The sequence below is a fragment of the Hymenobacter sp. BT559 genome, assembly GCF_016427535.1.
Lineage (GTDB): Bacteria > Bacteroidota > Bacteroidia > Cytophagales > Hymenobacteraceae > Hymenobacter.
Window position 1 is genome coordinate 336,040 of record NZ_JAELXV010000006.1, and the last position, 23,899, is coordinate 359,938.

Sequence of the window (23,899 nt, forward strand, 5' to 3'; positions counted from 1 at the left end):
CAAGAAGAGGCTTTCAACAACCGTTGAAGGCCTCTTCTTTAGTTTATAGGCTTCTTTGTTTGGCTCGGCATCGCCGCATGGCTCGCGGGGCGCGGGCCGTAGGTGAGGTAGGGCGCTAGCGGCCGTACCTTTGCAGTACTTATGAACTTGCTATCCGCCGAGAATATCTCGAAGAATTACGCCGACCGTTGGCTGTTTAAAGACCTCAACTTTGGCTTGCAACAAGGTCAGCGCGTGGCTTTTGTAGGCATCAACGGTACCGGCAAAACCACCTTGATGAAGGTGCTGGCTGGCCTCGAAGCGCCCGACTCGGGCCTCGTAACGCGCCGCCAGGGCATCCGGGTAACCTACCTAGGGCAGCAGCCGGTGTTCGACGAAAGCATGACGGTGGAGGAAACCATCTTCGCCAGCCAGAACGACACGCTGCGCGCCGTGAAGGACTACGAGCACGTGGTGAACGACCCCAACCACGACCCCGAGGACTTGCAGCGCGTGATGGAGCGCATGGACGCCCTCAACGCTTGGGACTACGAGTCGCAGGTGCAGCAAATTTTGGGCAAGCTGGGCATCCTAGGTGAGCTGCTGACGCGCAACGTGAGCAAGCTCTCGGGCGGGCAGCGCAAGCGCGTGGCTCTGGCCCGCGTGCTCATCGAAGAGCCTGATGTACTGTTGCTTGACGAGCCCACCAACCACCTGGACCTAGCCACCATTGAGTGGCTCGAAAACCGCCTGAACTCGCCCAGCCTCACGCTGCTGATGGTGACCCACGACCGGTACTTCTTGGACAAAGTGGCCAACGAAATCGTGGAGCTCGACAAGGGCCAGATGTACCGCTACCAGGGCAACTACGCCTACTTTGTGGAGAAGAAGGCCGACCGCGAGATGCGCGAAGCCACCGAAGTAGAAAAGGCTCGCCAGCTCTTCAAAAAGGAGCTGGAATGGATGCGCCGCATGCCCCAGGCCCGCGGCACCAAGCAAAAGGCCCGCATCGATGCCTTCTACGTGACCAAGGAAAAGGCCAGCACCAACCTCAACAAGCAGCAGTTGGAGCTGAGCGTGAAAACCACCCGCCAGGGTGGTAAAATCATTGAGGCCGAGCACCTAAGCAAGCGCTTTGGCGATAAAGTAGTGCTGGACGACTTCAGCTACGTGTTCAAGAAGAAGGACCGCATCGGCCTGGTCGGACCTAACGGCGCGGGCAAAAGCACGCTGCTCAACATGCTGACCGGCAAGCTGAAGCCTGACACCGGCACCGTGGACGTGGGCCAGACCACCGTGTTTGGCTACTACACCCAGACCGAACTGGAGTTTGACCCCTCGCAGCGCGTCATCGACATCGTGAAGGAAGTGGCCGAAGTGGTGGAGCTTGCCAACGGCGACGTGCTCACGGCCAGCCAGTTCCTTACGCTTTTCCTGTTTCCGCCGGCCCAGCAGTACACGCTGGTGAGCAAGCTGAGCGGCGGCGAAAAGCGGCGCCTGCAGCTGCTGCGCGTGCTGGTAAAGAACCCCAACTTCCTCATCCTTGACGAGCCGACCAACGACCTTGACCTCGGCACGCTCAACATCTTGGAAGACTTCCTGCTGCACTTTTCGGGTTGCTTGCTCATCGTGAGCCACGACCGGTACTTCCTCGACAACCTGGCCGAACACCTATTTGTACTGGAGCCAGGCGGCGAGGTGCTCAACTTCCCCGGCAACTACACCGACTACCGCGACTACCTAGCCGAGCGCGAAACCGAAGCTGCTCTTGAGGCCGAGGAAAAAGCCGCTAAGGCGGCCCGCGCTGCGGCCAAAGCCGCACCCGCGGTGGCCCCTCCCCCACCGCCCGCCGCGCCAGCTAAGCGCCGCGCCTCGTTTGCGGAGAAGAAAGAATTTGAGCAGCTCGAAAAAGATATCGCGGCGCTCGAAGCCGAAAAGGAGCAGTTGGTAGCCAACCTAGCCACCGGCCAGGGCTCGCGCCAGGACCTCATTGCCTGGCCTGCCCGCCTGCAGGCCGTAGACAAAGACCTAGACGCAAAAGGCGAGCGCTGGCTGGAGCTTAGCGACTTTATGTAAAAGCAGCGCTTTGGCATAAATAATGCCTTGATAACCGAGCAAGAACAAGCTACTCGCGAGCTTATTTTTGCTCGGTTATTTTGTTTATCCAGTTATGCTAGCGTCTACTATTTCCACTATTTTTTCTAATATAGTCGGCACTATTGAGGTGCATCCGCAGGGCTACGCTATTGTGCGCTACCACCCCGTCACGGTCGAGATTTCGGCGCTGCAAGAACTGCTGACGCACCTAGGCCAGCTGCTGCTGCAACGCGGCTGGCACAAGGTATTAGTCGATACCCGAGCGCTCACGGTTTTCAGACCGGAGGTAAAGGACTGGACCCGGGCCAACTGGATAGCGCCAGTAATTGCGCGCCCGGCCAAGCTGGTACTAGCTACCCTACTGCCCAACGACGTATTTGGCCGCCTGACCATGACGGAGCTACAGCTAGGGTCGAGTAGCGGCAACCAGATTCTCAATTTTGTCGACGAAGCAGCGGCGCATGCGTATTTAGAGCACTAACTCCTACGTTGCGCCGCAACCGATACCTCCTTCTGCAATGCCCGACCAGGTTATTTTTTCTAAGCCCTACGGCAGTGTGCTCGTCGATACCAGTGTGCCGTGTATTATCACGCAGTGGCACGCCTTTGCCAATGCCACAGAGTTTATTGCGCTTCAGCTATTTGCCCTGGAGTATTTCGAAGCGCACTCTTCCCCCGCCCGGCCCTGGGGCTGGGTAGGTGATGTACGCCAGATGGGTGCCATTCCGGCCAAAGCCCAGGCTTGGCTGCTGGCCGATTTTAACCCGCGGGCCACGGCGGCGGGCCTGCGCGAGGTGAGCGTGGTGCTGGCCGAAACCATCTTCGGTAAGCTTGCTACCCAGACCTACGCGCAAAATACCCAGCAAGCAGGCTCGGCCTACGAGCTGAGCACGCGTCTCTACGACTCGCTGGAAAATGCCAAAGCAGGAGCCCAGCAAGCCTTGGGCCATTAGCCGGCCCGCCCCACTGGGGCACCCTAGGGGCGTAAGCTTGATACTAGCTACCAACCAGCGCCTTAGCGCCGCCGGTGCGACTGCACAAAGCTGAGCGCCACCTGCCGCTGCCCCACCGGCGCCAGTATCTGAAGGCCGTCGGCGTGGTCGAAGCGGGGCAGATACACGTAGCCACGCACCCGCTGGCCGGGCTGCAGCACCACACGCCGCAGGGCATACTCGCTCAGCACCTGGGCCCGCTGCGCCAGGGCCTCGGCAGTGGCGGCGTGGCGCGCCCGATTGGCGGTCGAAACGGCTTGGTAAGCCCAAGCGGCATTGTGAATAACGGCTCGCGTTTGGGCTTGGTCGTAGGTTTCGGGCCGGCGTCGGGTACTGCTGGCAATATCGGTGCCCAGCGCCACGGCAAACAAGGCAATGCCGACCCAGTCGGTGCGGCTGGCCTTGCGGGCCTCGTGGCTGGCCCCGTCTTGCAGCTGCACTATCTGGGGTTCGGGGTCGAGGGCCGCAAGCGGGGCGGGCGGCAGCCCTGGCCAGGGCAGGTGCTGGGTAGCGGCAGCCACCGCCGCGGGCACGCGCTCGCCGTGGCGAATGCGCTGGGTAGGCGGCACTACTTCCGCCTCGCGCAGGGGCGCGTAGGCAAAAGCCGTGGGCATAATATCGACGGGCCGCCGCGAGTCGTTGTAATACTCCGCGTTGAATACCAGGTACTCGGGCTCATACCCTAAGAAGTTCAGGCGCAAGGCCACGCTATCGACGGCGGCTTCGGCCGCGGGCTCACCACTGACGAATAAGGTATCTGGCTGGGCGGGCTGCACGCCCAGCAGGTAGCTGGGGGCACAGCCTAGGGTGGCCACGGCCAGCAGTGGAGCCAGCAGGCGGCAAGCGTAGCGGACGAACATAGGCGCAGGCAAAAAGCAAATGAGATTTACCGCAAGATGCATCAGCCGCCGCAAAGGTTGCCTGCCTACCTAGGATAGGTGGCGATGAAGCAGTTAGCCCGCACGCGCCCGAAGCGCGCCCTACTTGTGTTCTGGCACTGCTGAGCGGATATTAGACGCGCAACAGTGCCCGTTTGCCTGCAAAAAATATCCTGTTTTCTTACTTCGCGCGCAGCGCTTCGCCACGTTTCAAAAGCACCCTAGGCTACTCGGCGGCGGTACCGCCTGCCAGCTTCTCGCCTACAAAAAAGTAGTGGCGGTGCAGCAGCGACTTGAAGCCAAACAGCTGCTGTCGCAGTTCCCAGTCGGTGCTGCTGCGCGTGCGGCGCAGCTGCCACCACTGCCAGGGCCACAGCAACAGGGCCAGCGGCAAATACAGCAGGTCTTCGTTGTAGCGAGCGGTGTACACCACGTGCGTCAGCCGGATGCCATTAATGTCGAAAAGCCGCTTGAGCTCTTGGTGCTGCACCAGCTGAAAATTGCCTTCGTCGGGCTCGAAGAGCAGGCGAAAGCGCCGCACCCGGCCCGAAAACAGGTACGAAAGCCGGTCGCGCACGCTCAGACAGTTGTCGTTGCTCACCAGCAGCAGCCCGCCCGGCCGCAGCCGGCGGGCACAGTTGCCCACAAACTGCGCCGTATTGGCAAAGCACATGATGCCGCTGATAGACGTAATGACGTCGAACGCGGGGCCCGGCTCGAAGGGAAACTGGCGGCTGAGGTCAGCGGCTTCGTAGCCCGTCAGCCCTCCCGGCACGGGGGGCGGCGCGGGGCGCACATCGGCACCCCACAACTGAGGCTGGGCAAAAAACCGCCGCACCTGGCTTAAAAACTCGCCTTGCCCGCAGGGTAAGTCGAGCCAGCGCACGGGCTGAGCCAATCGGGCGGCTTGGTGGCGCAGCAAATACGCCAGTACATCGCGGTTGACGTGCTTTTGCGTATTGCCGCGCGGCACCGTGGCAAGCTGCGCGGTGGTTTCCGGCCCTAGGCCTTCCATAGCTCGTGCTCCTGGCCTTTGCTGGTAGTGAGCACGAAGCGGGCAGGATTGGGACGCAACACGAGGCGCACGCGGCCGGGGTATTTCTCCGAGTCTATCCACACGCCGTCTTCCTTTTGCGGGGTGAGGGTGGCGGGCAGGTAAGCCGTGGGCAGCAGCACATCGGTATCCGACTTAAGGTCGGCGTGCACGGTTTCTAGTGCGGCTTCGAGGTCGGCGCCGTAGTCGTCGTTGAAGTCGTCTTCGAGGTCGTGCAGGGCTTCTTCTACGTCGTCGTAGCGAGCGTCGTCGTAGGTCAGGGTTTGCAGCTCGGCTTTTTTCTCAATCAGGGCCACGAGGGCTTTGTTCAGGTCGGTGGCGTTCATGGGGGAAGGCGGCAGAGAATATGAGCGAGGTAAAGCGCAAAAATGCACCCGAAACGGCAATTGGCCCAGCGCTGGCCCTAAACCGTGCGGCCCGCCCGCCCGTTTAGCCGGGCCTATGCTTCTTTCTTATCTGTTGGCTGCAGTCACGCTGCTGGCCTTATTGTTCGGCTTTTACCGCTACCTCACCGCCGATGCTCGCCGGCAGCGGGCGGCACTGGCCACGCCTTTTCTTGACCATTGGCGCGAGCTACTTCTCACGCACGTAGCGTTTTATGCTGGCCTAGAGAAAGCTGAGAAAACACGCTTTGAGCAGGCCATGCAGCTATTCTTGGCCCGCACGCGGCTCACCGGAATTCAAACCGAGGTAGATGACCTCACGCGGGTGCTCACAGCGGCGGCGGCCGTTATTCCGGTATTTGGTTTTCCGGGCTGGGAATATCCGACGCTGCACGAAGTGCTGATAGTACCCGACGCCTGGCAGCTCGAAACCCGCCCCGACCAGAAGGTGCAGCCGCTGCAAGGCACCCTCCTAGGGTCGGTGCAGGGATTTCAAACCTCGCAGTATATGCGCCTCTCGCGGGCGGCGCTGGTGCAGGGTTTTGCCGATGCCGAAGACCGGCACAACGTGGGCGTGCACGAGTTTGCGCACCTCGTAGACGAGGCCGATGGCCAGATAGATGGCGTGCCCACCGCCGTGCTGCCGCCCGCCCTGCGCCAGCCCTGGGCCGAAGTCATGCACCGCGAGCTGGCCGCCATTCGGGCCGGGCACTCCGACATTGACCCTTACGCCGGCACCAACGAGGCCGAGTTTTTTGCGGTGGTGAACGAGTACTTTTTTGAGCGCCCCGAGAAGCTACAGGAGCACCACCCCGAGCTGTTTGAGCTACTAAGCCAAGCCCTGCACCAGCATCCCGAGCAGACCCTAGGCGCCCGTCCCGGCCACCTCGACCCGCGCCAGTGGCTGCGCCAGCTGCGCGCTAAAAAGAAGGCCCTAGGTCGCAATTCGCCCTGCCCCTGCGGCTCGGGCAAGAAGTACAAAGACTGCCACTTGGCGGCCAACCAACCTGTGGTGGCTACCTAGGGGGCTGCTTGAGCTATTTAGACGTGTGAAAGCTAGCACGTAGTTAAGGTTTTACTCTTGGTCAGGCCGAGCCTCGCGAAATATCTCTACCGCACCGTCGAAGCGGTAGAGATACTTCGCGAGGCTCGGCCTGACGGTTTAAATGGCCTTTTTACAAAAACCACACAGGCTCTTAGCAGAGCCATTCCCATGTCTTGGTAAAATCAAGCTGTAAGGACAAGCGCGTTTTGCGTAGGCCCTGGCTAAAAAAAGCCAAGCGAGTAGTTTAGCGCCTAGCTTTTACTTTCTGCCCAAAACTGGCCTGACTAGGCACCTAGGGCACCTACCTACTTCTATGAAGCAGCTTTTATTCAGCTTACTGCTAGCAACGGCCAGCCTGGGGGCACGGGCCCAGGAGTACTACCTCGACCTAAGCCGCCAGCGCCTGGAGGTGCCTAGCCGCACCCTAGCCGTGGAGCAGGTGCTAGATGGGCGCCACGACAACCAAACAATAGGCTACACCTACCGCGGGCTGAGCAACAACCGAGCGCTTGCCGTGACCTTTCGCCAAGGCCTGGCACCAGAACTGACCGACTTTATCCAACGCCAGCTGCCCGCCCGGCCTACCGACCACCCGCTGGTGCTATGCGTGCGGCAGCTGCGCCTCAACGAAGAGCACATTCCGGGAAGGGAAGGCGCCACGGCCTACCTCAGCCTCGACGCCTACCTGCACCGGCCCGATGGCTATCACTTTGTGCAAAGCATTGCCTCGCACACCAGCGCCCAGGGCACGGAAGTAACCAAACAGCACGCGGGCCACTTGGCCCTGCTGCTGAGCTATTGCCTCGGGCAGCTATCGCAAGCCGACTGGGCGGCGGCAGCAACCCAGCCGGCCCGCACGCTGGCCCAGCTGCCGGCCGATGCGCCGGTGGCCCGGCCCAGCCGCACGCCCGTGGCTAGGCAGCCGGCCATTTTGCGCGAGTTGCCGCGGCGGGGTATTTACCACAGCTTCGCGCAGTTTTTGGCCAATCAGCCCGACGACCGCCACGCCCTGCGCCTCGATACCGTGCAGCCACGCCTGCGCAGCTTACTGGCTTGGCAGCAGTGGCAGCGCGTGCCGTGGGTGCGCCCACTGGTATTCGATAGCCTAGGGCGCTGGGCCGAGCCGGCCGGCATCTGGGGCTTTTCGGATGGGCAGGGCGTGTTTGTGCAGCACGACCAGCATTTCTTTCCGCTGCGGCGGCAGGGCTCGTTTTTCACCACGGTAGGCACGGCCCTGCCCGATGAGGAAGTGCAGCGCCGGCAGGCAGCTTCCCGTGCCCAGGCCGGCTACAGCAGCGGAGTTTTTAAAGTGCCGGCCGTCGTCACCGATGTGCCCGTGTGCTACGCCGTTGATATGCAGTCGGGTGGGCTCTACCCCTACCCCGGCCTGCGTGCGCCCATTCGCCCCGATACGGCCTACGTATACGTGTATCGGCCCGCCCAGGCCGCAGGGCCGGCCCAGGTGCAAGTGTGGCTCAATGGCAAGCAAGCCGGTACCCTGCGCCCTGGCCAGTACCTAGAGCTGCCCTGGCCTTACTACGATACTTTGTTTAGCCTGTGCCTCACCGATGGCACCAGCGGCAGCGCCTGCCAGCACCTGCTGCCCGACGTAGCCCAGCCCAACTTTCTGCGCGTCAGCTTCAGCCCCGAGGCGCCGCTGTGGCAGTGGGTACCAACTGCCCAGGGCCTGGCCGACCTGGATGAGCTAGATAGGTTGCGGAAATAAGAAGCTCGAATACATTTTGCTTAAGTCACTCTTACTTGCACAAGTAATAATGCTAAGCATGTAACACAAAGGATAGTCACTTTAAAATGAGTTTATAATTTTTAAAATAGCAGAACAATACTTCATAATATACATAATTATTATATGCAATAATATACTTTTGATTTATGGCTTATTACCTAAATTCCTACCGGCCGCTTATCTGGACCCAGTTTGGACAGCAAGCTGCTATAAATCATAATTTACCGCGCTTTATTGATGCTTCGTGTCGGCGCGAGCCAGATTTTGAGAGTCAATTTCCTTCCATGACAGCTATTTGCAGAGGTAGCCAAGGGGCGGTTCGCCTTAAGGAAGGCGACTATGTGGCTTACACTACAGTCAAGCGTAATTATGAGCCAGCTGCAGCTTTGGGTCGATATCTAGTTGGAGGCTTTAAAGTATTAAAGCGTTACACAACACATGAGGAGGCTGCGAATTGGTACCGTTCTAAAGCGTTATCACTACCTAGCAACTGCTTTGTAGATGGCAACAATCCGCTCAATTTTAATCTAACCGGAGGATTTTTAGACACTAAGAGCTACGCGAAGGAGTTAGAAGAATTAAATAAAGAGCCTGATGCTATAAAATCCTTTAACTATGCTCAAAGGATAAATAATTGGGATGCAGGATATAGAGAAAAGGTTAATCATAACAAGATATTCATTATCACCGAACCAATAAAGCTTGATTTTAAAAGTCCGATTCTGTTGACTACACCCTTGAGCGAACGAATTTTTAAAAACAAATTTCCTAACACCCGCTCGCTTCGAAGAATTGAAGATGACCAGTTTTGGCAGTTAATGGACTTACTGCCTCCCCTTACAGCAAGTTTGTAAAACTTACCTACTCGAGTTCCGAGGCCGGGTCCCAGAGTAGCTTTTTGAAATCGACCACCGTGTCATCTTCTACCCGCACGCCTTCGGCCTCCAGCCTTTCTTGCATGGCAGTGGGCGTGGGAAAGTGGTGCCGCCCTGTGAGCTGCCCTAGGCGGTTGACGACGCGATGGGCGGGCACGGGTGCGTCGCGGCGGTGCGTAATAGCATCGAGGTTGCTGGCATTGAGGGCGTAGCCCACGGCGCGGCTGCCCTGCCGGGCCCCTAGATAGTGCGCAATGGTGCCGTAGGTACTCACGCGGCCTGGCGGAATGAGGCGCACCACCTCGTGCACATCCTGGAAAAAATTGCGCTCGGCGGGGGGCGAGACCGGAGCGGCGGGGGGCGGGCCAGCAGTTTTTTTCATGGGCGGAAATTAGGGCCAGGCGGGTGCAACTGCCACCGGGCGGCGGCGTCCTTGGCTGTTGCTGAACCCTAAGTACCTAGGGCTTGTTGCCGGGCACCCTGCCTGGCTGCTCAGTAGTACCTTTTTTTCGCTGCTCTGCCTTGGCAAAACTGCCTTACCTATCCGCCTCCCCTATGCGCTTTCTAACGCTGGCCCGCCTCACGTCGGCCTGCGGTGCCCTGGCCCTGCTAGCGGCCTGCCACGCCAAACCCGACGACGCCAAAGGCGGCAAAGGCAATGACAAAAAGAACGCTGGCCCCGCTCTGGTCGATGTGCTCGTGGCCCGGCCCTCCTCGGTGAGCGACTCGGTGGAGGCCAACGGCACCGTGGTGGCCAACGACTTTGTGGAGCTGCACCCCGAGGTGAGCGGCCGCATCACTAGCCTCAACGTGCAGGAAGGCCGCCGCGTGAGCAAGGGCACTATTATTGCCCGCATCAACGACGCCGACCTACGCGCCCAGCTTCAGAAAACCAACGCCGTGCTGCGGGTGGCGCAGCTCTCGGTGAACCGCCTCGAAAAGCTGCTGAAAGTACAGGGCGTAAACCAGGCCGATTACGACCTGGCCGTAAGCCAGGTGCAGAGCGGCCAGGCCGATGCGGCCTATACCCAGGCGCTCATCGCCAAAACGGTGGTGCGGGCACCCTTTACCGGCATCCTAGGGCTGCGCCAGGTGAGCCCCGGTGCCTACGTGACGCCAACCACCATCATCGCCACCTTGCAGGCCGACAACAAGCTGAAGGTCGATTTTACCTTACCCGAAACCTATGGCAGCCTCGTGCGGGCCGGCAAAGTGGTGACGGTGAACTTCGGCGGCAACCCGCCTCGCCGCTACCCGGCTACCGTGCAAGCGTTGGAAAGCCAGATTAACCAAACTACCCGTAACCTGACCGTGCGCGCCCTGCTGCCGGCCGGCGCCCAAGTGAGCCCCGGCACCTTTGCGCGGGTGCAGGTGCCGACCGGCGCGGCGCGGCAGCGCGTGGTAGTACCCACCAATGCCATTATGCCGGGCGACAAATCGGACCAGGTAGTGCTGGTGAAGCACGGCAAGGCCCAGATGCAAAACGTGAAAACCGGCGACCGCCAAAACGATAAAATCGCCATCGTGAGCGGCCTGGCTACCGGCGACTCAGTGGTGACCAATGGCGTGCTGTTTACGCAGCCCGGTAAGCCGGTGAAAGTTAGAAGCACGAAATAAAATCGCCTGTCATTGCTTCGTCGTGTCTCCTCGCGATGACAGATGTTATAAAGCATTACTAATGAATATATCCGAGCTATCCCTCAAGCGCCCGGTGCTGGCGACGGTTTTCAACCTGCTGCTCATCCTGTTTGGGGCGGTGGGGTTCTCGTTTTTGGCCCTGCGCGACTACCCGGCCATCGACCCGCCGATTATCAGCGTCAGCACTTCCTACACGGGTGCCAATGCCGACGTAATTGAGAATCAGATAACGGAGCCGCTGGAGAAGCAGATTAATGGTATTCCGGGCATCAAGTCAATTACCAGCAGCAGCTCCCTAGGGTCGAGCAACATCACGGTAGAGTTTAACCTGGATGTGAACCTAGAAGCTGCCGCCTCCGACGTGCGCGACAAGGTGGGCCAGGGCGTGCGCTCGCTGCCGCAGGACATCGACGCGCCGCCGGTGGTATCGAAGTCCGACGCCAACTCCGACAACATCTTGATTCTGGCCGTGCAGAGCCGCACCAAGAACCTGATGGACCTCAGCGACTTTGCGGAGAACAACTTGCAGCAGCGCTTCCAAACTATTGATGGCGTGTCGGCCATCAACATTTTTGGGCAGCAGCGCTACGCCATGCGCCTGTGGCTAGACCCGGCCAAGATGGACGCCTTCCAAGTGTCGTTTACAAACGTGCAGCAGGCCCTGAACGCGGAGAACGTGGAGGTGCCGGCCGGCAAAATCTACGGCGGCCAAACCGAGCTTACCATCCGCACGATGGCGCGCTTCACCACCGAGGCGCAGTTTCGCAACCTCATCCTGCGCGAAGACAAAAACGGCATCGTGCGCCTCGGCGACGTGGCCCGCGTGGTCCTAGGTCCCGAAAGCTACGAGCAAGCCTGGAAGGTGAACGGCGCCTACGCCATTGGCCTGGCCGTGGTGCCGCAGCCGGGCTCAAACTACGTGGCCATCGCCGACGAGTTTAACAAGCGCCTGGCCGAGGTGCAGAAGGAAAATAAGTCGGATATCCAGATGCGCATCTTGACCGACAACACCAAAATCGTGCGCAACTCGATTGAGGAAGTGGAGGAAACGCTACTCATTTCCTTCGGGCTGGTGGTGGTCGTGATTTTCTTCTTCTTCCGCAACTGGCTCACGGCATTGCGCCCGCTCATCGACATTCCGATTTCGCTGGTGGCCACGTTTTTCATCATGTACCTGGCGGGCTTCACCATCAATATCCTTACGCTCCTAGGTATCGTGCTGGCCACGGGCCTGGTAGTAGACGATGGTATTGTGGTGACGGAGAATATCTTCCGCAAGCTGGAAGAAGGCCTGGATATTAAGACGGCGGCGCTGGAAGGCAGCAAGGAAATCTTCTTTGCCGTTATCTCGACTTCACTCACGCTGGCGGTGGTGTTCTTGCCGGTAATCTTCTTGGAAGGCTTCACGGGGCGCTTGTTCCGTGAGTTTGGGGTGGTAGTAGCGGGCGCGGTGCTGATTTCGGCGTTCGTGTCGCTCACCATCACGCCGGTGCTCAACGTGGTGCTGCACCGCGAAAACACTACTAAGGAAGGCAGCGGCCACGGCAAGTTCTATGACATGACCGAGCCCTTCTTCCAGGGCATGGAAAGCTGGTACGGGCGCATAGTAGGTGGCTTCTTGAAAGTGCGCGCTCTGGCCTGGGTAGTGGTAGCGGCCTGCGCGGGCCTCATCTATTTTATCGGCAAGGGCATTCCTACCGAGCTGGCCCCACTCGAAGACCGCAGCAGCGTGCGCATGGTGTTGACGGGGCCCGAAGGCACCAGCTTCGATGCGATGGAAAAAATCAGTGCCCAAGTGGCTGCGTTTACCAGCGACTCGGTGCCCGAAAACGACTTCGTATTTGCCCGCACGCCTGCCGGTGGCAGCGCCAACACGGCGCAGGTGCGCGTGGGCCTGGTGCCGCCCGACGAGCGCACGCGCTCGCAGGATGACATTGCTAAGTACTTGACCAAAAAGACGAAGCGCTTCAACGACGCCCGCATCTTCGTGGTGCAGGAGCAGACCATTGCGGTGGGCTCGGGGGCCAAGAGCAGCGTGCCGGTGCAGTTTGTACTGCAAAACACCGACCTAGAGCGCATTCGGGAGGCCCTGCCCAAGTTCTTGGCGGCCGCCCGGCAAGACCCCACGTTCCAGAACGTGGATGCCAACCTCAAGTTCAACAAGCCCGAGGTGCAGCTTACCTTCGACCGCCTCAAAATCAGGGACCTAGGGCTGACTACCCAAGACGTGGTGGCGGCCGTGCAGGGCGCCTTTGGTGGCCGGCGCATGGCTTACTTCCTACTTAACGGCCGGCAGTATCAAGTAATCGGGCAGGTAGACCGCAACTCGCGGAGCGCCCCTAACGACATCAGCCGCCTCTACGTGACCAACAGCCGCGGCGAGAGCATTCCGCTGTCGTCGGTGGTGCACCAAGTTGAGAACTCGAACCCCAGCACGCTTTACCACTTCAACCGCTTGAAGGCCGCCACGCTCTCGGCGCAGCTAGCCGAAGGCAAAACTGTGGGCGACGGGGTGAAGGCCATGCAGGCCATTGCCGACAAAACGCTGAACTCTACCTTCTCGACGGCGCTCACCGGCTCGTCGCGCGACTTTGCCGAGAGCTCCGGCAATACGGCGTTTGCCTTCATGCTGGCGCTGGTGCTCATTTACTTGCTGCTGGCAGCGCAGTTTGAGAGTTTCCGCGACCCGCTTACCATCCTGCTCACAGTGCCGCTGGCGTTGGCGGGCGCGCTGCTCAGTCTGTGGCTGATGGGCCAGACGCTCAATATCTTCTCGCAAATCGGGATGATTATGCTCATCGGCCTCGTGACCAAAAACGGTATCCTCATCGTGGAGTTTGCCAACCACCAGCGCGACGCCGGCCTGCCGCTGCGCGAGGCCGTGCGCCTGGCGGCCCAGCAGCGCCTGCGCCCCATCCTGATGACCTCGCTGGCCACCGCCCTAGGTGCCCTACCCATTGCCCTCAGCCTCGGAGCGGCCTCTACCAGCCGCAAGCCGCTGGGCACCGTTATTGTGGGCGGCATTCTGTTCTCCTTGATTTTGACACTGCTGGTGATTCCGGCCGTGTATACCTTCATCGGGAAGGAGCGCAAGCCCGAAGCTGGCGACGCTGACCTAGCCTCCGTTCACGAGCCCGCCGAAGTAGCCGCGTAAAAAGTCGATTGTCATGCAGAGTATTCTGCGCCTCAAGTAGAGACGAAGCCTCTCGCGTGACGCAGTAGTCTCGAACGTTTTTGAAGTTAGTTCACCACGCGAGATGCTTCGCTGCGCTCTGCATGACGGACGTATTTGCTGCCCATCTTTCCATGAAACCCCTCCTCATCGGCCTAGGGCTCGTTAGCCTCCCCTTCGCCGCCCTGGCCCAAACGCCCACGCCCGCCGTGCCCCCGCCCACCGTAGCGGCGGCCGACGACCGGGCGCCCGTGCTTACGCTACGCGACGCGCTGCAAACGGCGCTCAAGAATAGCCTCGACATTCAGATTGGCCGAAACAATGTTGAGGTTCAAAGCCTGCAAAACACGTTGGGCTTTGCGGGCGGGCTGCCCACGGTGGGCTTAACGGCCACTAACAACGTGGTGATTAACAACACCCGGCAGCAATTTAACGTGGGCGACCCGCGCCAGGCCACCGGCGCCCGCTCGACGCAGTACGCGGTGGGCCTGGCGGGTAATTACCTGCTCTACAATGGCGGCTACGTGGTGGCTAATCGCAAGCGCCTCGGCGAGTTGCAGCAAATCAGTGAATTGCAGCTCAACTCGACGGTGCAGAATATACTGGCCGACGCCAGCCTCAAGTACTACGCCGTGGTGCAGCAGCAGCGCTACATTCGTACTCTAGAGGCGTCGGTAGAGGTATCGCGCCAGAAGCTGCGCCTCATTGATGCCCGGCAGGCGGTGGGCCTGGCCAACAACGCCGACCGCTTCCAAGCCCAGCTTGACCTCAACGCCCAGCTGCAAACCCAACAGCAGCAAGCCTTGGCCGCCCAGCAAGCCAAGGCTGACCTGCTGCGGGCGCTAACCCTCGACCTAGCCACGCCCATCGCGGTGGAAGACACCATTCCGGTAGACCGCTCGCTGCGTTGGGCTGACCTCGAAACCGCTTTGCAGCGCAACCCCGACCTGCTGGCCGCCGACCGCCAGGTGCGTGTGAACGAGCTGCTGACCCGCCTAGCTCAGGCCAACCGCTATCCCGCCCTGAGCCTGAACGCGGGCACCAACTACAATCGGGCGCAAAACGCGGTCGGTAATACGCTCTTTAACCAAAGCTATGGCCCTTATGGGGGCCTAGGGCTCACGCTGCCCCTCTACACCGGCGGGGTAAACAAGCGCTTGGTCGATGTAGCCCGCGTGAATACAAAAACTGCCGAAGCCCAGCGCACCATCGTGCAGCAAAACAACCTTGTGAACGCCCGCAAGGCCTGGCTAGCCTACGAGCAAACATTGACCTTGGTCGATACCGCCGAGCAGAACTATACCACCGCCCGCCGGCTGCTCAAGCTCATTCAAATGCGCCTCGATGCCGGCATCGCCACACTGGTAGACGTGCGCATCGCGCAGCAAAGCTTCGAGGATGCGGGCTACCGGCTCGTGACGTACCGCTACAATGCCAAGTCGGCGGAGATAACGCTGCGGCAACTAGCAGCGCTGCTCGCGCCCTAGGCACCTTTTTTTGACTTTACCAGTCCTCCGGCCAGCGGCCGCGGCGGTAGCTTCGCTATTCAGTTTAGTAGAAACTGGCGAGCATAGCTACTGTCGCGGCCGCTCTTGCTTTGGGGCTGCTGGCTCACTGCTAGGGCGCCGCTAAAAATGGCTTTACGCCTACGTAAACGCACATTTTGAGTAATCCCAAGTTAACATTAAAACATTTACAGACAGCGAGTTGTTTAAAGCTTTGTCTCATCGTAAAAATGAGCTCAAAAGCTGTTACTGCCGAGCTAAATTGGCAGCCAACAAACCCGCTATCTGATGACTAAAATTGGATTATTGAGCTGTGGATTCCTAGCAATTGTAGGCTGGGGCTCGTCTTCTACTACTCCTATTCCTGCGCGCCGGCCTGTATCCTTTGCTACTTTTTTTGACCTGAAGCCCGCGCGCCTCACGCCGGCAATAGCCAGCGTAAAAGCTCCCGTCAAGCTTCCCAAAAGCTACACCGTAACGGCCACTGCCTACGAAGCCGTGGCCGGCCAGACGGATGATGACCCCTTCGTGACGGCCGACAACTCGCGCATTCCGAAAGGCTACGGCAGCCACACCCATTGGCTGGCGCTATCCCGCGATTTGCTGCGCCCCTGGGGCGGCCCATTCGCCTATGGTGACACGGTGCGCGTGCACGGCATTTCGCCCGCTCTCGATGGCGTGTACACGGTGCACGACACCATGAACCGCCGCCACCACCGCTGCCTCGATGTGCTAGTGCACCCGCGCGAGCACGTCGACCTGTTTAAGGCGGGGGCCAAGTTGCAGCTGGCTTCGCTATAGTAATGCTGGCTGGATTTTTGGTGAACTTCTAGCTGGTGCTTACTCGTTAGGGCTGCTACGCTGCCCACCCGCCAATGCAGCGCGCCTAGGTCGCTGGGCCTACGCAGCGATTCACTTATCAAGAGCACTTGACTAAACCTACCTCTCTGCGCAATAGCCTCGCCCTTGGCCTACGCCCGGTATCCTTTATCCGCCGCCGGCTTGGCACTACTACCCTAGGCTGGCTAGCGCTGGGCGCCCTGCTGCTGGTGCTACTCGGCACGGCAGCAGCCCGCACTACGGCCGCGCGCCGCACCGCTGCTGCCAGCGCGGTATACACGGTAAAGGCGACTGCCTATGAGGCCGTAGCGAGCCAAACCGATAGCAAGCCTTTTGTGACAGCCGACAACTCGCGCATTCCGAGAGGCTACGGCAGCCACACCCGCTGGCTGGCGCTCTCCCGCGACTTACTGCGCCCCTGGGGCGGTCCGTTTGCGTTTGGTGACAAAGTGCGGGTGCAGGGTATCTCCCCGGCATTCGATGGCGTGTACACGGTGCACGACACCATGAACCGGCGCTACCATCACTGCCTCGATGTGCTGGTGCACCCACGCGAGCATGTTCGCATTTCGCAGGTAGGCGTGAAGCTGCAGCGAGTATCAGCGCCAAATCGTCGCCGCGACTCTAGTCGTTCGCTGCTGGCTCGCAAGATTGCGAAAAAGCCCGCCCTAGCTAACCGGCGCGCAAGCACCCGGCGCGAACTGGCGCAGCACCATACCAAGCCGCGCACCCGAGGCCGTGGTAAGCAGATGGCAGTGGCTGCCGCACCGCACGCGACCAAGCGCAGCACAAAGCAAGCTAGCCGCACTAAGCGCCTAGCATCCTTGGCTCACCAAAAACGCAAGGCGGCAAAAACTCAGCTCACCACGCTGCCGAAGCGCTCGAAAAAGCGGGTAGCCTAGGTACCGCTGAAGTTGCTGCAACACCTAAACAAGTAGGGGGAGCCACCCAACTCATCGCCTTTAGAGAACGATGAGTTGGGTGGCTCCCCCTACTTATTTATTATAGCTAGCCTATACTACAAGGGCTGCTTATTGGCCTACCAGAAACACAGCATTGCCAAACAGCAACTTGCCGCTTTGCCAGAAGGCGCGGAACAGCGGATTGTCGCCTAGGTAGATTACCTGCCCGCGGCCTAGGTCCTGCGCGCCCAGCACAAACGTATCGACCAGCTGCGGCTGGGCCTGCTTGCCGGTGAAGCCGGCGGCGTAGCTGTTCTTCTTTATTACCCCCACGTTCCAGCCGCCTTGGGGCAAGAACTTATACCCTAGGGGATTGCGCACCAAGGCGTAGTACGTGTCGCCATAGCCGAAGGCCAATGGGTGCGAGTTGTCGAGGGCTACGCGGTAGATGCTGCCCTGGGCCTGCTCCTCGAGGCCGCGGCGCTGGGCATCGCCGTAGCGGCGCAGTGCCTTATATGGATTGGCGCGGGCGGTTTTGCCGGTGGTGGTGCTGTCGCTGGCAGGGCGAGTTTTTAGTAAGAAGTCGCGCTTATCGGCCAAGAAGCGGGCAGCGCCCTCCATGGCGATGAGCTTGCCGCCGCCGCGCACCCAGGTTTTGAGGGCGTCGAGGGCGCGCTCGGGGTACACATCGGCGTAGTTGCCATCGGGCAAGATTAGTACGTCGAACTTAGCTAGCGGCACGGTGCTGAGGTAGTCGGTACCTAGTACTGTGATGGGGTAGCCGAGCTGCTGCTCGAAGAAGTGCCACACCTCGCCAAAGGCTGTGGCATCGGTGCCGGTGCCGGCCACCAGGGCCACCGTAGGCGCCTTCACCGGGTGCACCGAGCCCGACCCTAGGTCGCTGCCAGTGGCCGAGAAGCCTGACTTCACCGCCTGCACCACAGTGCCCGCCGAGTCGGCCTGCGCCCGCACCAATTGGTCAAATTTTGGCCCTAGGCCCTCATTACCGGTGCGCGTGATAACGAGCGTGCCCGGCTGATACTTCTGACCTTCGGCCTCAAACGCTTTTTCGGCGAAGCGCACCTTCACTTTTTGCTGCAGCAAGCGGCTCAGAAAGCGTACGTCTTGCAGGCTGTTCCAGCGGGCCAGGTAGGCGTAGGGCTTGTCGGCAGTGGCGGCGCTGCCCTTCACCATAGCGGGTGCGGGGGTAGCGCTGTTGGCGGCCAGTTGGCCGGGTAGGGCGTAGGCCTTCACCCCGAAGGAGTAGGGCAAGGCCCAGGCCGTGATGTCGTAGGTCAAGGAGTCTTCGAGCTTGGGGCGCGGCTCGAACAGCACCTTCACTAGCGTAGACTTGGGCTGGTACATGCTTACTACGATGTCGCGAGGCTCGATTTGCACCGTTTCCGTCTTGTTCGACAAGTAGCTGAAACCTTTAGTCTTGACTTGCTTGGGCGCGAAGCCGTACTTGATTTCCTGGCGGTCGAGGTACTGCGTGAAGTTGCGCAGCTGGCCAGGGTCGTTACCGGCCGCGATAACGAAGGTTTTGTACTCGCCACCAGGCTTGGTCTTGGCCGTAGTGAAGTAGGTTTGAAACTCGCGTAGCAGCTCGTCGTGGTGCTCGGCGGTGGCCTGAATGGTGGCGCGGCTGGCGGCGTGGTGGTGCGCAATGCGCTGGGTCAGGGTCAGCGTGTCGCCATCGGTGCGGCCGTAGCGCAGGCCGGCGGCCCCGCCCCCACCCTGCTCGTAGGTCATGCCGATGGCCCCATTGAAGCTGGGCCAGGTGTCGCCATAGGTCGGGGCAAACAGGTCGTAGACTTCGCGGGTGAAATAGAGCCAATTATTCTTGTCAAATACCTTCTCGTTGTAATCGCCAATCACGCCCTGAAACTTGCGTTGAAACGGCGTGATGTCGGCGTGAAACGGCTTGGCGGCCGGCGAGAAGTAATACGAGTTATTGGGCCCCATCTCGTGGAAGTCGGCGTGCACGGCCGGCATCCACTGGGTGTAGAGGGCAATGCGCTGGCGGCTTTCCTGCTGGGTTTGCCAGGCCCAGTCGCGATTTAAGTCGAAGTAATAGTGGTTATAACGGCCGCCGGGCCAGGGCTCGCGGTGCTCCCAGGAGTAGGGCGAGGCGTTGGGCGTCTGGTTGTGCACGCGATTGTACCAGTTCACGTAGCGGTCGTGGCCGTCGGGGTTCACGCAGGGGTCAATAAGCACTACCGTGTTTTGCAGCCACTTTTGCACCTCGGCGTCGTTGGCATTACCTAGGTCGTAAAGTACCTGCATCACGGCCTCCGAGCTCACGGCCTCGTTGCCGTGCACGTTGTAGCTGAGCCAGGCCACGGCGGGCAACTGGCGGCTGGCAGTGCCACTTTCGAGGCTAGCCAAGCGGCGGTTGTTGTGGGCTATTTCGCCGAGCTTACTAAAGTTCTCTTTGCTAGCCACTTCTACTACTTGCAGCGGGCGGTGCTCGTAGGTTTGGCCGTAGCGCACCAGCTTCATTTGGCCGGGCGAGTGGGCCACTACGTGGGCGGCGTAGCGGTTCACGTCGGCCTGCGGCGTAAAGCGCGTGCCCAGCTCATACCCCAGAAATTGCGCCGGCGTGAGCAGCGGCCCAGCCGCATCGGCGGCCGTGGTTTGGGCGTGGCCACCTAGGGCGGTGAGCAGGCCCGCCGCTGCAAAAAGTCGTGAAAAAACCCGTTGTGTGTTCGTAGTAGTGCGTCGTATCATGTAGGAGCAACGGCTTTTTAAGCCAAGGTTAAGAGCGCAATAACGCACGCGCCCCTGGCTATTCCTACATGATTGCTCGTGGTATAAGCAAGACTTTTCCTTGATAAAGCCAGCCTAAGCGTCAGCCGTTACCGCTGTGGTAGCTGTTACTAAGTCCTCTTACTACTTGCCCTAGGTAAGCGGCAGCTTACATTTTGTGGCCTTGCAATTCGGCCAGCGCTTCTTGCGCCTCTTGGCGGCGGCGGCGGTTCTTCTTCGAGTTTTTCTGCTCGTCTTCGGTGGCTTTGGTGTAGCGGGCGGGCGGCGCGCCGGGGGGCGGGCCAGCGGCGAAATACGCTATGATATTCTGCTGCAGCGCAGGCGTGAGGTGCTCAAACTTGCGCTTGCGCAGCTCGCGCAACAGCTCGTCGTAAGTCACATCGGCCAGGATGTAATCAGTGGGGTGGGTCGGCTTGCCGGTATCTAGGTTGGTGTTGGGCACCCTAGGGGCAAGGGCGGCGGTGTCGGTGGGCTGCGCCACCGTGAGGGCCCGAAAGCTGGCCAGCGAGGCGCTGTAGCTCTTATGAAACTGGGCGACATCTTTGGTAGCCGGCACCTTAAACCGGTACACGCGCAACGGCCCCACCTTGGGCAGAATATTGAGAATGCCCGAGAGCAGCCGCGCCCCAAAGCCGGGCCACTCATACTCCTTGCCATACTCGCGCCGAAACTTGCGGCGGTTGGTGTGGTACACGTAGTCGCGGCGCCGGGCCGTAGGGCTGGCTTTGTGTATCTCGTCGCGCTGGTTGTGCCAGGCGGCGCGCGCCGCCGCGGGCAGCAGCTGATTGACGGCCAGCCGAAACGCGCCAATACTAGCGTCTACGTTAAACAATACCTGCCCCAGCTCTAGGCCGTAGGTTTGGCGGAAGGCCCGCTCTAGCAGCACCTTCTCGACGCGAAAGCCGATGTACTTGTGGTACTCCTGCGAGCGGTAGCGCCCTGCGGCTATCTGCACCACATCAAACGAAAACTCGACTTCGGTGTGGTTGATGGGCGCCTGCTCGTACGTCACCACAGGGCCAAATTCGGCCTTTTTTTCGGGGTAGGTATTGGGCAGCACTAGGTTGGTGGCCTCGGGGTGACCCTCGTTGTCGGAGGCGTAGTGCGCCAAGGCACCTAGGGCAAAGGCATACTCGTTGCGGTTGCGGGCCCCGCGCAGCAGATTACGGACGAAATCGCCCGAGCGCACGTAGTGGGTCAGGTTAGTGAATAGGCTGGCCCCCAGGGGGTAATAGCCCATGTCCTGGATGATGGCTCCACCATAGGCATAGCTCTTAGCCTCAGTTTGCTGGTCGGGCGTAGCGCCGGGGTAGCGCCGCTGCAGCAGCGGCAGTAGGCTTTTGTCCCAGGTCGAGTCGATGAGAGACTGGTGCGTGAGCACCGAATACGCCGCCGCCGGGGCCGCCGGGGCCAGCAGCATCAGCAGGAGCAAAAGGCGAAACAGGCGCATGGCAGCAAGGGCAAAAGCGAGTGGGCGGACTTGATTGGCGGCAGCGGTTTATAGCTTCAGGGCGCGCAGCTTGGCCACTGCTTCCAAGGTTTCGCGGCGCTTTTCCTTCTCCTTCTCGTCTTTGTCAACGGGCCCTTTCGAAATGGCCGCGCTATTGAAAAACGCCAGAATATCTTGCTGCATCGTGGCCGTTACCTGCTTAAAATCGTCCTTGGCCAACTCGCGCACCCACTCGCCGTAGGTGCGGTCGGCGAGCGGATACTCGCCTATCTTGGTGGGGTGGCCGGTGTCAAAGTCCACGTTAGGCATGTGCGAGGCCTGGCCTTGGGTAGCGGTTTGCCGGCTCAGCAGCAGGGCGTAGTTCACCACCGATTCGTGGAAGCTTTGGCTGAAAATGCGCTGAGCTTCGGGCGTGGGCGCAATAAACTTCAATGACTTCAGCTTACCCACTTTCGGCAGAATCTGAATGACGCCGGCCAGAATGCGCGCCCCGAAACCCGGCCGCTCGTACTGCGTGCCGTACTGCGCCTCAAATTTGCTTTTGCTTTCCTTATAAATGTAGTCGCGGCGCCGGATGCGCCGGTTCACCGTGCGCAGCTCGTGCCTGTTGGCGCGCCAGGCGGCCCGGCTAGCTAGCGGAATAAGGTTACGCACCGCAAAGCGGTACGAGCCAATGGCTAGGTCCTTGTTCAGCACTATCTGCTTCAAGTGCAGCCCGTAGGTTTGCACAAAGGCCCGCTCCAGCAAGTCCTCGCTCACCTTAAAGCCAATGAAGTCGTGGTAGGCCGCCGTGCGGTAGCGGCCCGCGGCGAGCTGCGTCACGTCGAAGGCAAACTCGGTGCGGCCGTGGGCGATGGGGTCTTGCTCGTAGGTGACGACAGGGCCATACTTCTTCTTCAATTCTGGAAACAGCAGCGGCACCGATTTATTGATGCCTACCTCGTGCCCGTAGATGTCGGCCGCGTAGTGCGCCAGGGCACCTAGGGCAAAAGCGTACTCGTTGCGGTCCTTGGCGCCCTTGAGTAGGTTTTCGACAAAGTCGCCCGAACGCACGTAGTGAGCCAGGTCGGTAAACAGGTGCGAGCCAAATGGATAATAGCCCATGTCCTGCATAATGGAGCCGCCGTAGGCATAAGCCTTCGCATCGCGCAGCTCATCGGGCGTGCCCCCCGGAAAGCGCCGCTCTAGCGTCGGCTTGATGTACGGAGCCCAGCACGAGTCGATATTGGCCTGGTGACTCAGCACGGAGTAGGCCTGCGCGGGCCGGGCGGCCAGCACCAGCCAGCTCAGCAGCGCCCCAATGAAAAAGCGTAGTAAATGCACGGAAAGAAGAGCGAAAGAAGCGGTGTAAGCAACCTCAACGGTGGAGTTAGGTTTCGCGTTACTTTGCTATATTCTGCGCATTTTTATCCTACCTCAGGGCTGCTCGGGAGGTGCGCCCAGGGTGGCTGCCACCGGCCACGCCGAGCTGCGAAATGCCACCGTACGCAGCCCTAGGGCCGGGAAAGGCGGCGTGGGCGGCAGCAGCATCGGCTGGGCTAGGTCGGTCGTGAGGGCTTCGCCCACGGTGCGCACCGCCCCGGCCGGCACGCCCAGCCGCGCCAACTCGTGCAGCAGAGCCCAGCCGTTGAGCTCGGCTATGCGCATCAGCAGCAACTCTTCGAGGGCGGCACGGTGGCGCACCCGCGCCGGGTTGGTGCCGAAGCGTGGCTCATCGGCCCAATGCGGGCGCTGCAGCACTTGGCACAAGGTGCGAAACTGCGCGTCGGTGCCCACCGCCAGCACCAGCCGCTGGCCATCGGCGGCGCGGTACACGGTGCCGTAGGGCACAATGCCAGGGTGGCCCGAGCCCAGCGGCACGGGGTCATGACCGGTCGTGAGCCAGGTGGCCCCTTGGTTGGCCAGCGAGGCCAAGGCGCTATCAAACAAACTGACCTCAACCAGGCACCCTAGGCCGGTGCGCTCGCGCTGATACAGAGCCGTGAGGATGCCTTCCTTAAGCTGATGCGCCGCAAAAAGGTCGATAAAAGCTACTGGCATTTTCTGCGGCGGGTCGTGCGGGCTAGCCGCATTGAGGTGCATAAAGCCCGTTTCGGCCTGTAGCACGGCATCGTAGCCCACTCGGGTATAGCCCGGCCCATAGCCCGTAAGCTGCGCATAAATAAGCCTTGGATTAATGGCGGCCAGTGTGGCATAGTCTACGCCCAGCTTGGCAGCGTCGCCGGGTTTGTAGCTGGCGAGCAGCACATCGGCCACGCGGGCTAATTGGCGTAGTTCGGCCTGGGCAGCGGGCTGCGTGAGGTCGAGCGCCTTGGCTTGCTTGCCCCAATTAGACGAGGCGAAATAAGCCGATACCGAGCTGTCGGGGTCATCGCCGGGCACGCGCCAAGTGCGCGTTACGTCGCCACCTAGGGGCTCTATTTTGAGTACGTCGGCCCCAAGCTCAGCAAAAAACTGCCCCACCTGGGGGCCGGCCAGCACGGCGGCCAGCTCCAATACGCGCAGGCCAGCGAAGGGAAGCGAAAGTGCCATAGGGATAGGTGTAGCTGAAAAATACCTACGCAAGTTGGCAG

19 protein-coding genes are annotated in these 23,899 nt (G+C 60.4%); 11 read left to right on the top strand and 8 right to left on the bottom strand.

Going from position 1 to position 23,899, the window contains the following annotated elements; genetic code table 11:
• Positions 1-141 precede the first annotated feature (141 nt).
• The 3 genes from JAO77_RS19485 to JAO77_RS19495 all read left to right on the top strand — a co-directional run bounded on the left by JAO77_RS19485 (position 142) and on the right by JAO77_RS19495 (position 3,029).
• Complete coding sequence (locus tag JAO77_RS19485) at positions 142-2,055, top strand: ABC-F family ATP-binding cassette domain-containing protein (protein ID WP_198992105.1); 1,914 nt, start codon at positions 142-144, stop codon at positions 2,053-2,055.
• Positions 2,056-2,149: 94 nt separating this feature from the next.
• On the top strand, positions 2,150-2,557 hold the full coding sequence (locus JAO77_RS19490) for a hypothetical protein (protein ID WP_198992106.1): 408 nt from the start codon (positions 2,150-2,152) through the stop codon (positions 2,555-2,557).
• 37 nt (positions 2,558-2,594) lie between these two features.
• The gene (locus JAO77_RS19495; RefSeq protein ID WP_198992107.1) at positions 2,595-3,029 is read left to right on the top strand and encodes a hypothetical protein; all 435 of its coding nucleotides are present in this window, start codon (positions 2,595-2,597) and stop codon (positions 3,027-3,029) included.
• Positions 3,030-3,091: 62 nt separating this feature from the next.
• Here the strand turns inward: JAO77_RS19495 and JAO77_RS19500 are convergent, their stop codons facing one another.
• The 3 genes from JAO77_RS19500 to JAO77_RS19510 form a co-directional block, all read right to left on the bottom strand.
• The gene (locus tag JAO77_RS19500; RefSeq protein ID WP_198992108.1) at positions 3,092-3,928 is read right to left on the bottom strand and encodes a hypothetical protein; all 837 of its coding nucleotides are present in this window, start codon (positions 3,926-3,928) and stop codon (positions 3,092-3,094) included.
• A gap of 244 nt (positions 3,929-4,172) precedes the next feature.
• Positions 4,173-4,961, bottom strand: coding sequence for a class I SAM-dependent methyltransferase (locus tag JAO77_RS19505; RefSeq protein WP_198992109.1), 789 nt, complete (start codon positions 4,959-4,961; stop codon positions 4,173-4,175).
• On the bottom strand, positions 4,949-5,326 hold the full coding sequence (locus JAO77_RS19510; protein ID WP_144845253.1) for a hypothetical protein: 378 nt from the start codon (positions 5,324-5,326) through the stop codon (positions 4,949-4,951). The genes JAO77_RS19505 and JAO77_RS19510 overlap by 13 nt, the downstream gene beginning before the upstream one ends.
• Before the next feature lie 115 nt (positions 5,327-5,441).
• On the opposite strand from JAO77_RS19510, the gene JAO77_RS19515 reads away from it, so the two are divergent.
• The 3 genes from JAO77_RS19515 to JAO77_RS19525 all read left to right on the top strand — a co-directional run bounded on the left by JAO77_RS19515 (position 5,442) and on the right by JAO77_RS19525 (position 9,029).
• Entirely contained in the window at positions 5,442-6,407 is a 966-nt protein-coding gene (locus JAO77_RS19515) for a zinc-dependent peptidase (protein ID WP_198992110.1), read from the top strand.
• Between the two features lie 334 nt (positions 6,408-6,741).
• Positions 6,742-8,154 (top strand): hypothetical protein, encoded by a 1,413-nt coding sequence (locus tag JAO77_RS19520; RefSeq protein ID WP_198992111.1) that lies wholly within the window; start codon positions 6,742-6,744, stop codon positions 8,152-8,154.
• A 167-nt stretch (positions 8,155-8,321) separates the two neighbouring features.
• Positions 8,322-9,029 carry a hypothetical protein gene (locus JAO77_RS19525; RefSeq protein ID WP_198992112.1) on the top strand — a complete coding sequence of 236 codons (708 nt, stop codon included), beginning with the start codon at positions 8,322-8,324 and terminating at the stop codon, positions 9,027-9,029.
• A gap of 7 nt (positions 9,030-9,036) precedes the next feature.
• Here the strand turns inward: JAO77_RS19525 and JAO77_RS19530 are convergent, their stop codons facing one another.
• Entirely contained in the window at positions 9,037-9,432 is a 396-nt protein-coding gene (locus JAO77_RS19530) for an MGMT family protein (protein ID WP_198992113.1), read from the bottom strand.
• 173 nt (positions 9,433-9,605) lie between these two features.
• Between JAO77_RS19530 and JAO77_RS19535 the strand changes: the two genes are divergently transcribed.
• From JAO77_RS19535 to JAO77_RS19555, 5 genes are all read left to right on the top strand, one after another.
• Positions 9,606-10,667 (top strand): efflux RND transporter periplasmic adaptor subunit, encoded by a 1,062-nt coding sequence (locus JAO77_RS19535; protein ID WP_198992114.1) that lies wholly within the window; start codon positions 9,606-9,608, stop codon positions 10,665-10,667.
• Between the two features lie 61 nt (positions 10,668-10,728).
• Positions 10,729-13,842 carry an efflux RND transporter permease subunit gene (locus JAO77_RS19540; RefSeq protein WP_198992115.1) on the top strand — a complete coding sequence of 1,038 codons (3,114 nt, stop codon included), beginning with the start codon at positions 10,729-10,731 and terminating at the stop codon, positions 13,840-13,842.
• Positions 13,843-13,994: 152 nt separating this feature from the next.
• Positions 13,995-15,347, top strand: coding sequence for a TolC family protein (locus JAO77_RS19545; protein WP_198992116.1), 1,353 nt, complete (start codon positions 13,995-13,997; stop codon positions 15,345-15,347).
• A 306-nt stretch (positions 15,348-15,653) separates the two neighbouring features.
• Positions 15,654-16,166, top strand: coding sequence for an RlpA-like double-psi beta-barrel domain-containing protein (locus JAO77_RS19550; RefSeq protein ID WP_198992117.1), 513 nt, complete (start codon positions 15,654-15,656; stop codon positions 16,164-16,166).
• A gap of 128 nt (positions 16,167-16,294) precedes the next feature.
• Positions 16,295-17,107: an RlpA-like double-psi beta-barrel domain-containing protein gene (locus JAO77_RS19555; RefSeq protein ID WP_198992118.1), complete on the top strand. Its 813-nt coding sequence runs from the start codon at positions 16,295-16,297 to the stop codon at positions 17,105-17,107.
• A gap of 129 nt (positions 17,108-17,236) precedes the next feature.
• On the opposite strand, the gene JAO77_RS19560 is transcribed toward JAO77_RS19555, so the two are convergent.
• The 4 genes from JAO77_RS19560 to JAO77_RS19575 form a co-directional block, all read right to left on the bottom strand.
• Complete coding sequence (locus JAO77_RS19560; protein ID WP_198992119.1) at positions 17,237-19,837, bottom strand: M14 family metallopeptidase; 2,601 nt, start codon at positions 19,835-19,837, stop codon at positions 17,237-17,239.
• Between the two features lie 187 nt (positions 19,838-20,024).
• Positions 20,025-21,326 (bottom strand): zinc dependent phospholipase C family protein, encoded by a 1,302-nt coding sequence (locus JAO77_RS19565; RefSeq protein ID WP_198992120.1) that lies wholly within the window; start codon positions 21,324-21,326, stop codon positions 20,025-20,027.
• A 48-nt stretch (positions 21,327-21,374) separates the two neighbouring features.
• Entirely contained in the window at positions 21,375-22,649 is a 1,275-nt protein-coding gene (locus JAO77_RS19570) for a zinc dependent phospholipase C family protein (protein ID WP_198992121.1), read from the bottom strand.
• A gap of 93 nt (positions 22,650-22,742) precedes the next feature.
• Positions 22,743-23,858 carry a CaiB/BaiF CoA transferase family protein gene (locus JAO77_RS19575; RefSeq protein WP_235998516.1) on the bottom strand — a complete coding sequence of 372 codons (1,116 nt, stop codon included), beginning with the start codon at positions 23,856-23,858 and terminating at the stop codon, positions 22,743-22,745.
• Positions 23,859-23,899 lie beyond the last annotated feature (41 nt).